10 protein-coding genes and 1 tRNA gene are annotated in these 13854 nt (G+C 65.9%); 3 read left to right on the forward strand and 8 right to left on the reverse strand.

What is annotated here, in order from left to right:
* Positions 1-133: 133 nt before the first annotated feature.
* The gene (locus D3876_RS03610) at positions 134-817 is read left to right on the forward strand and encodes a Fe2+-dependent dioxygenase (protein ID WP_119759712.1); all 684 of its coding nucleotides are present in this window, start codon (positions 134-136) and stop codon (positions 815-817) included.
* 292 nt (positions 818-1109) lie between these two features.
* Here the strand turns inward: D3876_RS03610 and D3876_RS03615 are convergent, their stop codons facing one another.
* From D3876_RS03615 to D3876_RS03640, 6 genes are all read right to left on the reverse strand, one after another.
* Positions 1110-2015 carry an FAD:protein FMN transferase gene (locus tag D3876_RS03615; protein WP_182911920.1) on the reverse strand — a complete coding sequence of 302 codons (906 nt, stop codon included), beginning with the start codon at positions 2013-2015 and terminating at the stop codon, positions 1110-1112.
* Between the two features lie 101 nt (positions 2016-2116).
* On the reverse strand, positions 2117-2944 hold the full coding sequence (locus tag D3876_RS03620; RefSeq protein WP_119759714.1) for a DUF4198 domain-containing protein: 828 nt from the start codon (positions 2942-2944) through the stop codon (positions 2117-2119).
* A 17-nt stretch (positions 2945-2961) separates the two neighbouring features.
* Positions 2962-3489, reverse strand: a complete 528-nt coding sequence (locus tag D3876_RS03625; protein WP_119759715.1) for a DUF2271 domain-containing protein — start codon at positions 3487-3489, stop codon at positions 2962-2964.
* A gap of 9 nt (positions 3490-3498) precedes the next feature.
* The gene (locus D3876_RS03630) at positions 3499-4143 is read right to left on the reverse strand and encodes a PepSY-associated TM helix domain-containing protein (protein ID WP_119760984.1); all 645 of its coding nucleotides are present in this window, start codon (positions 4141-4143) and stop codon (positions 3499-3501) included.
* A 108-nt stretch (positions 4144-4251) separates the two neighbouring features.
* Positions 4252-8922 (reverse strand): NAD-glutamate dehydrogenase, encoded by a 4671-nt coding sequence (locus tag D3876_RS03635; RefSeq protein WP_119759716.1) that lies wholly within the window; start codon positions 8920-8922, stop codon positions 4252-4254.
* Positions 8923-9047: 125 nt separating this feature from the next.
* Positions 9048-10328, reverse strand: a complete 1281-nt coding sequence (locus tag D3876_RS03640; RefSeq protein ID WP_119759717.1) for a PAS domain-containing protein — start codon at positions 10326-10328, stop codon at positions 9048-9050.
* A 159-nt stretch (positions 10329-10487) separates the two neighbouring features.
* On the opposite strand from D3876_RS03640, the gene D3876_RS03645 reads away from it, so the two are divergent.
* Positions 10488-10563: transfer RNA gene (locus D3876_RS03645), tRNA-Thr, on the forward strand.
* Between the two features lie 70 nt (positions 10564-10633).
* On the opposite strand, the gene D3876_RS03650 is transcribed toward D3876_RS03645, so the two are convergent.
* On the reverse strand, positions 10634-11053 hold the full coding sequence (locus tag D3876_RS03650) for a transposase (protein WP_119759718.1): 420 nt from the start codon (positions 11051-11053) through the stop codon (positions 10634-10636).
* A gap of 105 nt (positions 11054-11158) precedes the next feature.
* Here D3876_RS03650 and katG point away from each other — a divergent pair, with 105 nt between their 5' ends.
* On the forward strand, positions 11159-13351 hold the full coding sequence (katG, locus tag D3876_RS03655; protein ID WP_119759719.1) for a catalase/peroxidase HPI: 2193 nt from the start codon (positions 11159-11161) through the stop codon (positions 13349-13351).
* A gap of 131 nt (positions 13352-13482) precedes the next feature.
* Here the strand turns inward: katG and D3876_RS03660 are convergent, their stop codons facing one another.
* The gene (locus tag D3876_RS03660) at positions 13483-13833 is read right to left on the reverse strand and encodes a hypothetical protein (protein WP_147417577.1); all 351 of its coding nucleotides are present in this window, start codon (positions 13831-13833) and stop codon (positions 13483-13485) included.
* Positions 13834-13854 lie beyond the last annotated feature (21 nt).

A 13854-nucleotide genomic window follows, 5' to 3' on the forward strand; every position in this document is an offset into this window, starting at 1 on the left:
CCCCTCCCCGCCGGCCATTTGCGACCCGTCATGCTGAACTTGTTTCAGCATCCATTGGAAAGCGCGGGCGCAAGAGGATAGATCGCGTGGACCCTGAAACAAGTTCAGGGTGACGGTGAAGAGGTGCCGCACGATGATGATCCAGATCCCCGATGTGCTCGATCCGGAGCGGCTCGCAAAGGTCCGCGCGCTGATCGACGCTGCCGACTGGATCGACGGCAACGCCACTTCGGGTCATCAGTCGGCGCTCGCCAAGCGCAACCTCCAGCTTCCCGAGGACAGCCCCGCGTCGAAGCAGGCGGGCGCGATCATCCTCGAAGCGCTCGGCCGCACGCCGCTGTTCATCGCGGCCGCGCTGCCGTTCAAGATCTTTCCGCCGCTGTTCAACAGCTATGCCAGCGGGCAGGGCTTTGGCGTCCATGTCGACAATGCGGTGCGCATCCAGCGCGGCACCGACTTCCGCATCCGCAGCGACCTTTCCGCGACGCTCTTCCTCGAAGACCCCGAGGCCTATGACGGCGGCGAACTCGTCGTCGAGGATCAGTTCGGCGCGCAGGCGGTGAAGCTGCCCGCGGGGCACATGATCCTCTATCCCGCATCCAGCCTGCACAAGGTCGAGCCCGTCACGCGGGGACGACGGATTGCGAGCTTTTTCTGGATCCAGTCCATGGTCCGCGACGGCGAGGCGCGGCGCAACCTGTTCGAACTCGACACCGCGATCCAGACGATCGCGCAGGATCGCGGACAGGGCGACGCGGCGATCATCCAGTTGACGGGGGTGTATCACAATCTGCTGAGGCGCTGGGCGGACAGCTAGGGGGCGCAGCGTTAAATCGGGTCCAGTGCTCCTGCGAAAGCAGGAGCCCATTTGTTCGGACGTGCAGTCGCTTCGAGCATGGGCTCCGGGTCAAGCCCGGAGCACGAACATGGATCAGATCTAAGCTCGCAGCTCTCAGCCTGCCGGGCTATCGGTCGATGTCAGCTTGCGATCCAATTGCCCTAAAACAGCCTGCCGGGCTATCGGTCGATGTCAGCTTGCGATCCAATTGCCCTAAAAATCCTCCCCGTACCCGGGAGGATTTGTTCGAACGACTTCGTCCCCTTCCGTGTCAGTCGAGCATCGCCTTGAACGTGGTGGATTGCCATTCGCGCGCTACCCCCTCCGTTCGCTCGACGAACGTCGCGGCGAGGCCCTGTTTCTCCGCGAGCGCCAGCCCCGCCTCCGCGCCGAGCACCGTCAGCGCCGTCGCCCAGGCATCCGCCATCGTGCAGCTTGGGTGAAGCACCGTGACCGAAGCGACACCATTGGCGATCGGGCGGCCGGTGCGCGGATCGAGGCTGTGCGCGTGGCGCGCGCCGTCATGTTCGAACCAGCGGCGATAGTCGCCCGAGGTCGCGACCGAGAGGCCGTGGAGCGCGACGCGGTTGAGCTGCAGCCCGAGGCCCGGCGGCGCTTCAAGATCGATCCACCAGGGCTGGCCATCGGGCTTGAGCCCCGATCCGCGCAGTTCGCCGCCGATCTCGACAAGATGGTGGGACAGACCCTGCGCGGTCAGCCATTCGGAGAGCTGGTCGACGCCGAAGCCCTTGGCAATTCCGGAAAAATCGAGATCAACCGCGACGGTGCGGCGTGCGCGCAGGCCGGGCATGTCGTGTTCGATCCGCGTCCAGCCCGACCGCGCGAGCGCTTCGGCGATCGCGGAGTCTTCGGGTGGCGCGGTGCGCGGTCCGGCGGGGCCGAAGCCCCAGAGGTTGACGAGCGCGCCGATCGCCGGATCGAAGGCGCCGCCGCTCAAACGCGCCACGCCGAGCGCGGCGTCGAGCACGGTCATGAACTCGGGCGGTGGCAATTGCCATGCGCCGGTGGGCGAACGGTTGAAGCGGCTGATGTCGCTGCCCGCTTCCCAGTTGCTCATCTGCGCGACGACACGGTCGAGCACGCGCTCGATGCCGGGGGTGACATCAGGCAGGCCCGCTGGCGGGGCTACGAGCCGGACCGACCAGCTCGTTCCCATCGTCAGACCGTGCAATATCGTCACCCGTCCCTTCGCCTCGCGCGCGGCAAAGGCGGCGGGCGAGAGCGTGGGCGGGATCAGGATGCGGGCGTCATTGCCGCTCAGGGCGCGAGCACCTCAAGCGTCGTCACGTAGCCGAGGCGGCGTTCGGTGGCGCCGGGCACGCTGGTCTTGCTGTCGCTGGCGGTCGCGTTGACCCAGTACATTCCCGGCTCGGTCCAGTTGATCGCCACCTTGCCCTCGGCATCGGTCTTGAGATCGACCTGCTTGAGGTCGTTGCGATAGCGGATGCCACCAGGAATGACGGTGACGCCGATATTGGCGGCGGGCTTGCCGTCGATCACGAACTGGAAGGTCGCCGCCTCGTCCGCGATCAGATCATTGGGGTGCGTGACGGGAACGAGTTCGAGGCCCTTGCCCGTGGGCTTGAGCACGGTGTCGTTCGGCTCGCCCGAGGTGACGAAGATCTCGTTGCGGTTCTGGCTCTCGCTGATCTTCACATCGGTGGCGCCTGCCGGAATGGCGCTGGCCAGCTTGTCCGCGGTCACGCCGCGCGGCAGGCGCTCCTGTTTGCCCGCGAGCATGTAGGTGCCGCCGATCATGGTGCGCGCATCGACGATCTTGTAGGTGCCCTTCTGGTGCAGGTGCACGTCGAAGGTGCTGCGATAGCGGCTGGTGGAGCCATTCTCGATCTTCACTTCGCTGCCGTCGGGCGCCCAGGCCTTGATTGGCTCGAGGCGCAGCGGCTGATGCTCGAAATAGAAGAGATCGTTGGAGACCGCGGCGTCGACGGTGACCCAGACATCGTCGCCCGAAACGACGGTGGAGGACGGCATCATCCACTGGCGGTGCGCGGAGAGCGTGGCTGGCGTCGCGAGCGCGGCGACGAGCGCAATGGCGGAAAGCGTGCGTGCGATGGGCTTGTTCATGGTGACTGTTCCCCTGTTCAACGCTTGAAGGCGACGCTGACCGCGCCAAGTTCGGATGTGCCCGCGGCGCGCGCGGTCTGGCCGGGCTTCGGCGGCCAGGCGAAGGGCAGGCGCAGCAGTTCGCGGCCGCCAACCTCGCGCGCGGCTTCGACCACCAGCGTGTAGCTGCCCGGCGCAAGATTGCCGAGCGGGCCGCGGCCGTTGGTGAAGCTCACCTTGTGCGTGCCCGGCGCGCGCGTCGCGCCGGTGATGCCGTCCGCGGGCATTTTGAGGCTGCGCCCAGAGACGCGCCACCATTGGCGGACGTCGCGCAGCCATTTGGTGCCCTCATTGGCCTTCATGTCGAAATCGTACCAGACCGACAGCGTCCTGGCGGGCGCGCCGGGCGCCTCGACCCAGACTGCAACATAGGGGCGGTGATATTCGGCGACGGTGAGGCGCGGGATCGCGATGCTGACGTCGATCGTCTGCGCGAGCGCCATGCCGGGCGTGAGTGCGGCGCCGAGCGAAGCGCCGGTGAGCACGATGCGATGCGAAAGCTGCATTTTTGTCCCCTAGTGAATGAAGATGACGGCGATGAGCACCGGGATGAGCAACCCGAAGCCGACGATCGGCCAGGTGCTGCGGCGCTTGGCAGCGTGAAGCTGGAGCAGCACCAGTCCGGTGATCGCGAAGACCATGCAGGCCGCAGCGAAGATGTCGATGAACCATTTCCACGCGGTGCCCGCATTGCGGCCCTTGTGGAGGTCGTTGAGATAGGAGATCCAGCCGCGATCGGTGGCCTCGCTGGTGATCGCACCCGAAGCCCGGTCGATCGCGACCCAGCCGTCGCCGCCGGGGCGAGGCAGCGCGAGATAGACCTCGCCCGCCGACCATTCAGCCTCACCCCCCGATTTAACGCCGAATTCCTTGCCAACCCACGTGGCGATCGCGGGCGGCAACGGCTTCCTGGCGTCGGGCGCGTCGTCGGGCGCGATCTGCGTCAACAGCTCGGCGGGGAGCTGCGCGTTGCGCTCGGCGATGACAGGCGCCGCCTCGATTTCGGCGGCGTGGTTGAGCGTGAAGCCGGTGATGGTGAAGAGCAGCAGCCCGACGAGGGAGATCGCCGAACTCATCCAGTGCCAGGTGTGCAACTGTTTGAGCCAGAAGGTCTTGCGACCGCGCTTCGGCGCGGCGCGCACGCCCTTGGGGCGGTCCATTACCGATATATCTGCGCCATCGCTCATGAAGGCGGCGCATAACGCGAACGATTCTCAATTACAACTAGGAAAGCACCCCCGCCCGGATAACGGGCGGGGGTGTCTGGTTCAGCGCGACAGCAGCGAGCGCGCCTGCCCGCCGATCTGGGCGAGCATCGCGGGGGTCGGCACTGCCGCGGTGCGCGCGCGATCGACGATGCCCCTGAACTGCGCGACACGCGCGGCATTGGCGGCGAGCCACGCCTCGACCGCGCCCTGCGGATCATTGCCCTCTGCCCTGGCGAGGAAGTCGAGGCGGAGCTGCTCGAAGTCGCTGCTGAGGCCAGCGATGAGAAGGCGCTCCCACTGATCCGCGGCCACGCAGCGCAGCGCCGCGGACTTCGCCCAGTCGATGCCGAGCGCCTCGCCCAGCCGGACATAGGCGCGCGTCGCCTCGATGGCGTCGAAGCCGCGCGTCTCACACAAAGCTGCGATGCCGACGGCGCCGTCGAGCTCGTCGAGCCGCACGATCCGATCCGCGAGCGCGGGCGGGGCGCCGTGACCTTCGACGCGCGCGCGCAGCGTGCTCGCCTGCGTCCGTGCTTCGGTCTTGAGCAGCCGCTCGCGCGCCTGATCGAGCCGCTTGATGCCGTCGCCCAGCCGCTCGGCAACCGCGCCGGGCCGGCTTTCGGCATCCATCACGCGCAGCAGATCCGAGACATGGAGGCGCGCGGCGGCGGCGGCGAGGTCGAACAACGCGAGGCGATCTTCCTCGCCAAGCGTGGCGGCCTCGATCATTTCCATCATGTCCTCGAGCCCGAAGATCATGTCCGCCGCAAAATAGGCGGCGGAGACCTGCGGAAGCGCAACACCTTCTTCCTCGGCGAGTTCGAAGGGCGCGACGAGGCCAAGACGGTTGACCACGCGGTTGGCCATCTTGGTCGCGATGATCTGTGGGCGAAGGCGGTGCGCGTCGATCGCGGGCGCGAAGCGCTTCTGCATCGCCTTGGGGAAATAGCCGTGAAGCAACGGCGTCAGCGCGGCGTCGGCAGTGATCGCCGTGTTTTCGATCGCGTGCTGCAGCGCCAGCTTGCCATGCGAAAGGATGATCGCAAGCTCGGGACGGGTGAGGCCCCGCTCGTCCTGCGCGCGGCGCAGGAGATCGTCCGAGCTTTCGAGCCCCTCGACCGCGCGGTCGATGCGGCCCGCGCTCTCCATGATCTCGATGACGCGGACCTGCGCGGGCAACGCCGCCGCGCCGCCACGTTCGGCGAGCGAGAGCGAGAGCGTCTGCAGGCGATTATCCTCGAGCACCAGCGCCGCGACATCATCGGTCATGCTGGCGAGCAGCGTGTTGCGATCGTCGAACTTCAGGCTTCCCTCGCGCATCTCGCGGTTGAGCGGGATCTTGATGTTGACCTCGTTGTCCGAGCAGTCGACGCCCGCCGAATTGTCGATGAAGTCGGTGTTGATGCGCCCGCCCTTCTCGGCAAAGGCGATGCGCCCCGCCTGGGTGACGCCGAGATTGGCGCCCTCTCCCACCACGCGCGCGCGGACATCCTCGCCATTGACGCGGTGCGCGTCGTTGGCGGGATCGCCGACCTCGGCATTATTCTCGTCTCGCGCCTTGATGTAGGTGCCGATGCCGCCGAACCAGAACAGGTCGACCTGCGCCTTCAGAATCGCGGAGATCAGCGTCGAGGGATCAACCGATTTGGCGTCGATGCCGAGCAGCGCCGCAACCTGCTTCGAGATCGGAATTTCCTTTTGCGTCCGCGGGAAGACGCCGCCGCCCTTGGAAATCAGCGTCTCGTCATAGTCCGCCCAGGACGAGCGCGGCAGCTTGAACAGGCGCTCGCGCTCCTTCCAGCTCTTCGCCGGATCGGGATCGGGATCGAGGAAGATGTGACGGTGATCGAAGGCCGCGACGACCCTGAGCGTCTTCGACAGCAGCATGCCATTGCCGAAGACGTCGCCCGACATGTCGCCGCAGCCCGCGACCGTCACGACGTCGTTCTGCACGTCGATCCCCATCTCCGCGAAGTGGCGCTGGACCGAGACCCAGGCGCCCTTGGCCGTGATGCCCATGCCCTTGTGGTCATAGCCCTGCGAACCTCCGCTCGCGAACGCATCGCCCAACCAGAAATTACGTTCGAGCGCGATCGCATTGGCGACGTCGGAAAAGCTCGCGGTTCCCTTGTCGGCGGCGACCACGAAATAGGGATCGTCGCCGTCGCGGATCGCGACCTTTTCGGGATGCACGACCTTGTCCTCGACGATGTTGTCGGTGACCGACAGCAGCGAACGGATGAAGATGCGGTAGCTCTCGGTTCCTTCAGCAAGCCATGCGTCGCGATCGATGGCCGGCGAAGGGAGCTGCTTGGCGTAGAAGCCGCCCTTCGCGCCCGTCGGCACGATCACCGCATTCTTGACGAGCTGTGCCTTCATCAGCCCGAGAATTTCGGTGCGGAAATCGTCGCGCCGATCCGACCAGCGCAGCCCGCCGCGCGCGATCGGGCCACCGCGCAGATGGATGCCCTCGACACGTGGCGAATAGACCCAGATCTCGCGCCACGGACGCGGCGCGGGCAAGTTGGGCACGACGCCGCTGTCGAGCTTGAACGCCAGCGCCTCGGCCGCTGCGGGCGCGAAGAAATTGGTCCTGAGCGTGGCCGTGACGAAGCCCCTGATACGGCGCAGGATGCGATCGTCGTCAATCGCCGCGACCTTGGCCAAAGCGGCGTCGATCGCATCCTCGGCCACCCCGGCCGCCGCCTCGCTCGCCTGCGCCGGATGATGAAGCGCGTGGAACAGCGCGATGATCTGCTGCGCGACCTGCGGCGCGCGGCGCAGCGCGCCAGCCACAGTGTCCAGACCGTAGGACATGCCCGTCTGGCGCAGATAGCGGAACCATGCACGGAAGAGAATGACTGCCGAAGGATCGAGGCCGACCGAGCCGATGAGCTGGTTGAAGCCATCATTTTCCGCACCGCCTTCGAGCACGGCAGCGATTGCGCCTTCGATCACCTCCGCTCGCGCGAGCATTTCGCGCGCGGTGACGCCGCCCGACGCTTCAAGCAGCAAGTCATGGACGTAACCGAAACCGCCATCGAGCGCGGTCGGCAGTTCCTCGAGCACCCGGAAGCCGAAATTCTCGAGCGCGGGCACGATGTCCGACAGCGGGATCGCACCGCCCAGATGATAGACCTTGAGGCGGAGCTTGTGCTCACCATCGGCTTCGCGGTGGAAGAGCCGCGCGCCGCGATGCCCCTCGCTCGACAGCTCGCGCAGCCGCAGAATGTCGCGCGCGGCCTCGGCCGCGCCATAGGCCGACCGATAGGCCTGCGGAAAGAAATTGGCGTAGCGGATCGCGAGCCGCGGCGCGCGCTGCCCCTCACCCAGTTCGGCGAGCGCCGCCTCGACCCCGGGAATCCAGCCGCGCACCATCTGGACGAGCTCGCGGTTGAGCGCGGCGCTGTCGGGCATCTGGCCGCCGTCACGCAGGTCGAGCGTATAGCGCAGCAGCGCCACCTCGCTGTCGTCGAGCTCGAGCGCCCAGTTGAGAATCTCCGCATTGGCCGCGCGTTTCAACATCTCGCCAATCGCGGTACGCCGTCCCGTCGAGACATCGTCTCGCGGCAACCATACCAGCACGAACAGGTGCCGGCCGAGCGGGCTCCGATGCAGCAGCATCGCGGGGCGCGGGCGATCGGCCAGCGACATCGCGGTGAGCGCGGTTTCCTCGAGTGCCTCAGGCTTGAAGCCGATCAGCAGGTCGTGCGGCAGCTCGGACAGCGCATGCGCAAGTGCCTTGCCCGCATGGGCCTTGGCGTTGAAGCCGTATTTGTCCAGAAGATGCGCAAGTCCGGCGCGCAGCACGGGCACCTTGCCCGGCGCGGCGGCAAGCGCTGCGCTCGTCCACAGCCCGCTATGGATCGATAGCGCGGCGATCTTGCCGTCCTTCATGACGGGCACGATCAGCAGATCCATCGGCACGCGGCGATGGACGCGCGCGAGGCAGTTGGATTTGAGCATGAGCGGTGCCGAATTGCCCCTGGTCTCAAACCATTTGAACGCGAGTTCGCGCGAGGACTCGGCCAGGATCGGCACATCATCGTTGGTCGTCGCGATGCCAAGCGCGGATTCGACGCTGCCGTCGCGGTGCCGCACTTCGTGCCCAAGCTGCGTCAGATTTCCGTCGAGGAACCAGTGGAGCAGCGCAGCGCCTTCGGTATCGCCCAGCGATTCGGCGTCGGCGCGCAGCGCCGCCTGCATCTTCGGCCAGTCGCGCACGGCGGCGCGCACGTCTGCGAGCGTGCTGCGGATCGCCGCGACCAGTGCACGACGCTCCTTCGCGTCGGCGCGCTCTATCTCCATATAGATCATCGACTCGGGCGCGGCATCCTCGCCCGCAGCCTTGCCGATCGCGAGCAGAGCGCCGTCCTTGTCACGCGCAACGGGCACGACCGGGTGAAGCACACGGTCAATGGCGAGGCCATGCGCCGCGACGGTGGCAGCGACCGAATCGACGAGGAAGGGCTTGTCGCGGTTGATCACCGCCAGGCGCATGCGGCGCAGGCCGCTGTCATCGTCAGCGCCGATCGATTCCAGGCTGATGGCGGGCGTATCCTGACGCCGGGCAAAGGCGGTTTCAGCGATGAAGGCAGCCGCTTCTTCGCGCGCCTGCTTGCCGAAATCCTGAATCTCGCCGGGCAGCGCCCCTGCCACCAATGCTGCTGAAATCGGCGCGCAAAATGCCTTCGCACGCGCCTCGGGTTGCGAATCGCTCAAGTCCGCCATGTATCTCCGCCTGCAAATCCGCGGTCCCACGAAACGGAGCCGCGCAATATTATTATAAGGCGGAACTACGCCTGACGGATGGCAAACTCAACCCGGTTGCGGGTTATTTTGGCCGTCAGGAAGGGTTATTTGGCCGCTTTCAACATGGCGCGCTCGACCAGCGCATCGTCCAGCACGGCGCCGAGCACCGCGAGGCCACGCTTGCTCACGCGGCGCGCGACAAGAACGACGAATTCGCCCTCACCCGAGTCGAGCTCGATGATCGCCTGCGGGGTCATTTGGCGAAGCTGGTTTGCCGCCACTTCGCCGCGCGGCGGCCTGATCGCGGATGCGCGGGCGGCGCGCTCGGCCTTGACGATCCCCTTGAGGCCGCCCGGAAAGCGCTCCAGCGCACCCAGCAGTTCGCCCACGCCGAGTCCCTGACGATGGCCGTGCGCGAGCGCGGCGGCAAATTCGGTGAGGCGCGTCTTGTCGTAATCCACGCCGAAAACCAGCTTGACGATCGGCGTCATCGGGGCGCGGTCCTGCGCCTTGAGCCCCGAATCTTCGAGCAGCTCGGCATATTCCTGCGGCCGCGCGGCTGCGATCAGCGCAAAATCATAGGCGAGCGAGAGCGCGCGGTAGAGCGCGGCGCGGCTGCGCCCGTCTGCGACGCGCACCGCGTCGGCGCCCTGACGCGCGGCATCGAGCAGATCGGCGAGCCCCGCATCGGCGTCGACGACGGGAATGTCGGGACCCTGCATATCGTCCGCATCGAAATCAGCGTCAGGTTCGACTTCCCCAAATTCATCGGCCCAGATCGGCGCGTGCCCCGCGGAGCGCGGCGCGCTCAGTATTGCCTGCTCGACCTCAAGCACCAGCTCGGCCTCGATCGCCGGATCAACGCGCTCCTTCCAGTTGATCACGCCATAGATGAAGTCGATCGTGTCGCCGTCGGACGAATAGGGCATCAGGATGCCGCGATAGAGCGTATTGACGCCGGCCTGGCTCATGAACTCCGCCTCGAAGCCAATCGGCGCGCGGTTGGCGATGATCTGGAGATAGTGATCGGTCAGTCGTGAGAGCAGCGAGCGGCTGGGCACATCGGCGACCGAAACGACACTCTCGTCAAGCGCGCATTCGCGGCGCAGCCGGTGGCCAAGCCAGGCGATTGTCGGGTTTTCGGCGCCCGCGGTAAAATCGAGAAGAACGCTGTTGGGACCGAAATCCTCGACCGCATCGGGCTCGAGATCCTCGATCGAGGGAAAGGCACGTCCGCTCAGCAGCGAGGCCCAGTGATTATAGGCGCGCACATGCATCCGGCGTTCGTCCGCGCCGATCGCTATTGGGGTTTCCACGCCGGAATGCTCCGAATCGTCATGATCGACGATCGTCTCTTCCCCGTCAAAACCACGCAAACTGTCCATTCAAGCCCCCCACGGCAGCCGCCGAACGGCAAGCATTGTGCATCGACATGGTTGACACCCGGTTAAGCTGCGCCTGTGAATTTCTTTGGCCTTGCCCGCTTGTGCAAAGCCCGATGCGCTGGTAAGCGCTCCCCGCTCAGACGCTCGACACGAGCGCGCGCCGCTTTAGCTCAGTTGGTAGAGCATCGCATTCGTAATGCGGGGGTCACAGGTTCGAGTCCTGTAAGCGGCACCAGAAAAATCCTTGAAAAACAAGGATTTTTCTTCGAAAAATCAGCCAAGCAACAGCTTCATCATCGCTCCAGTCACAATCTAGGCGGCGTGGACGAATTTGAGCCAGTATCTGGTTGTTGCGATGTGGACCATGCTGAGGAAGCTGTCGGCGAGTTGATCGTATCGGGTGGGATTGCGCGGTTGATCTTGAGATGACCGAACATGCGCTCGATGCGGTTACGCTGCCTGTAGAGGGCACGATCATGCTCGATCTTCACGCGACGGTTTGATCGCCCTGGGATGACGGCCTTGATGTTTCGGTCGGCGAGGTCTGCGCGGATGGCGTCGGCGTCATAGCCCTTGTCCGCCAGCAGGGCATCCGGAGCGCGTTCGGGCAGGCGGATCAGAGCTTCATACGCCTTGCAATCGGCCGCTTCGCCGCCCGTGAGGTGAAAGGCGAGCGGTCGGCCGCCTCGCCGCGGGCGGCACTTGCCGGCGTGCCTTCGATCCAAGCCAGGATTCGATCACTCTTAGAGAATTTAACGATTGGACAGCCGGCCGTCAGCGCGCAATCGTCATCGCTGCGTGCGGAGAAACAAGCCAGGAGGAGGTGTGCCATGAACGTCGAAGCCAAGTGCCCCGTGGGCGGTGGCAAGGTAGAGGGCGCAGCCGTCCTCTTCGAAATGACCAACCGGCTTTGGTGGCCCAATCAACTGGACCTGTCGGTTCTCCATCAGAACCCGCCTGCGGGCGATCCGATGGAGAAGGACTTCGACTATGCCGAGGCCTTCAAGAGCCTCGACCTCGCTGCGGTCAAGCAGGACCTCTTCGCGCTGATGACCGACTCGCAGGACTGGTGGCCTGCCGATTTCGGCCATTACGGCCCGCTCTTCATCCGCATGTCGTGGCACGCCGCGGGCACTTACCGCATCGGCGACGGCCGCGGCGGCGCGGGCGCGGGCACACAGCGCTTTGCGCCGCTCAATAGCTGGCCCGACAACGCCAATCTCGACAAGGCGCGCCTTCTGCTCTGGCCGATCAAGCAGAAATATGGCCTCAAGCTCTCCTGGGCCGATCTGCTTGTGCTCGCTGGCAACTGCGCGCTGGAATCGATGGGCTTCAAGACCGCCGGCTTCTCGGGCGGCCGCGAGGATGTCTGGGAGGCTGAGCGGGACATCAACTGGGGTCCCGAGCGCGAATGGCTGAAGGATGAACGCTATAGTGGCGAACGCGACCTGGCGCACCCGCTCGCGGCGGTGCAGATGGGCCTGATCTACGTCAATCCGGAAGGACCGAACGGCAGCGGCGACCCGATCGCCGCCGCGCGCGACATCCGTGACACGTTCGACCGGATGGCGATGAACGACGAGGAGACGGTTGCGCTGATCGCGGGCGGCCACACCTTCGGCAAGACGCATGGCGCGGCCGATCCCGGAGAATATGTCGGGGCCGAGCCGGAAGGTGCGGGCGTCGAGATGCAGGGGCTGGGCTGGGCCAACAGCTTCGGCGATGGCAACGGCGCCCACACCATCACTAGCGGGATCGAGGTTACCTGGAGCCAGACCCCGACGCAGTGGAGCAACAATTTCTTCAAGAACCTGTTCGAGTTCGAGTGGGAGCCGAGCACCAGCCCGGCCGGCGCGAAGCAATGGATCGCCAGGAACGCGACCGCGGAGCAGGGTGTGCCCGATGCGCACAACCCCGGTACGCGCCACACGCCGACGATGCTGACCACCGACCTCTCGCTGCGGCTGGACCCGGAGTACGAGAAGATCTCACGCCGGTTCTTCGAGAATCCGGAAGAGTTCGCGACGGCCTTTGCCGAGGCGTGGTACAAGCTGACCCACCGCGATTTCGGACCCCATAGCCGGATGATCGGGCCCGAAGTGCCCGCCGAGCCGCGCATCTGGCAGGACCCGGTGCCGCCGGTCGATCACCCGCTGATAGATGCGGCCGACATCTCGGCGCTGAAAGCGAAGATCCTCGATTCGGGTCTCTCGATCTCGCGGCTCGTCAAGACCGCCTGGGCGTCGGCCGCCACCTTCCGCGGCTCGGACAAGCGCGGCGGCGCCAATGGGGCGCGCATCCGCCTCGCGCCGCAAAAGGACTGGGCGGTCAACGAGCCGGCCGAGCTCGCGGGTGCGCTCGCAAAGCTCGAATCGATCCAGCGGGACTTCAACGCTGGTGGCAAGAAGGTCTCGCTCGCCGATCTGATCGTGCTCGGCGGCTGCGCTGCGGTCGAGGCGGCGGCGAAAAAGGCGGGTTATGACGTGACGGTGCCGTTCACGGCGGGCCGCACCGACGCCTCGCAGGAACAGACCGACGCGCATTCGTTCGGGCCGCTGGAGCCGAAGATCGATGGCTTCCGCAACTATGTCGGCGAGAGTTCGGTCTATTCGCCCGAGGAGCTGCTGGTTGATCGTGCGCACCTGCTGACGCTGACCGCGCCCGAGATGACCGTGCTCGTCGGCGGATTGCGCGTGCTCGGCGCGAACCACGGCGACTCCGAGCTTGGCGTGTTCACCAACCGCAAGGAGGCGCTCTCCAACGACTTCTTCGTCAACCTGCTCAACACGAGCATGACGATGAAGTGGGAAGCGCAGGATGACGGCAGGTTTGCGGCGACGGACTGCAAGAGCGGCGAGAAGAAATGGACCGGCACCCGCGTCGACCTGATCTTCGGCTCGAACTCGCAGCTCCGCGCGCTGTCCGAAGCCTATGCGACCGACGATGCCGGCGGCGCCTTCGTCGACGCCTTCGTGGCAGCATGGAGCAAGGTGATGAACCTCGATCGGTTCGACCTCGCGTGATTTCGGTGAGCAGGTTCCCGGACAATGCCGGGAACCTGCTCACCGCGCGCCATGTCACCGCGCGTTGTCCAGATCGCCTTCCCAGCGAGCATCGGTCAGAACAACGGCACCGCGGATCGCGCGGCTCTGGCTCAATTGGCGTAGATCGCGAGCACGCCCGGCAGCGCCGCGATGGTCGCGAGCTGCGCACCATCAGCGCGGACCGACAAGGCCGCGGACGTCAACCGCTGCGGCTGATCGCCCGTGATCTTCGCCACCTGCCCGGCCAATGCCTCGATCGTGAACTCCGGGCCGCTCACATCCTTGGGAAGCGCGGTGACGAGGCGGCGCGCAAGCGATCCTTCGCCGGCGGCCTCTATGCTCGCAATTTCATCGGGAGACAGGACCACCTCGACGATCGCGACCACGGTTTCCCGGTCACCGCTTTCGGCCATTGCGCGAAGGCGTGGGGACCTGATCTTGTCGAGCGAGGGACTGGCCACGGAACTCCTCTCGCGCCGTGC

The sequence above is a fragment of the Sphingomonas cavernae genome (assembly GCF_003590775.1).
Taxonomy (GTDB): domain Bacteria; phylum Pseudomonadota; class Alphaproteobacteria; order Sphingomonadales; family Sphingomonadaceae; genus Sphingobium_A; species Sphingobium_A cavernae.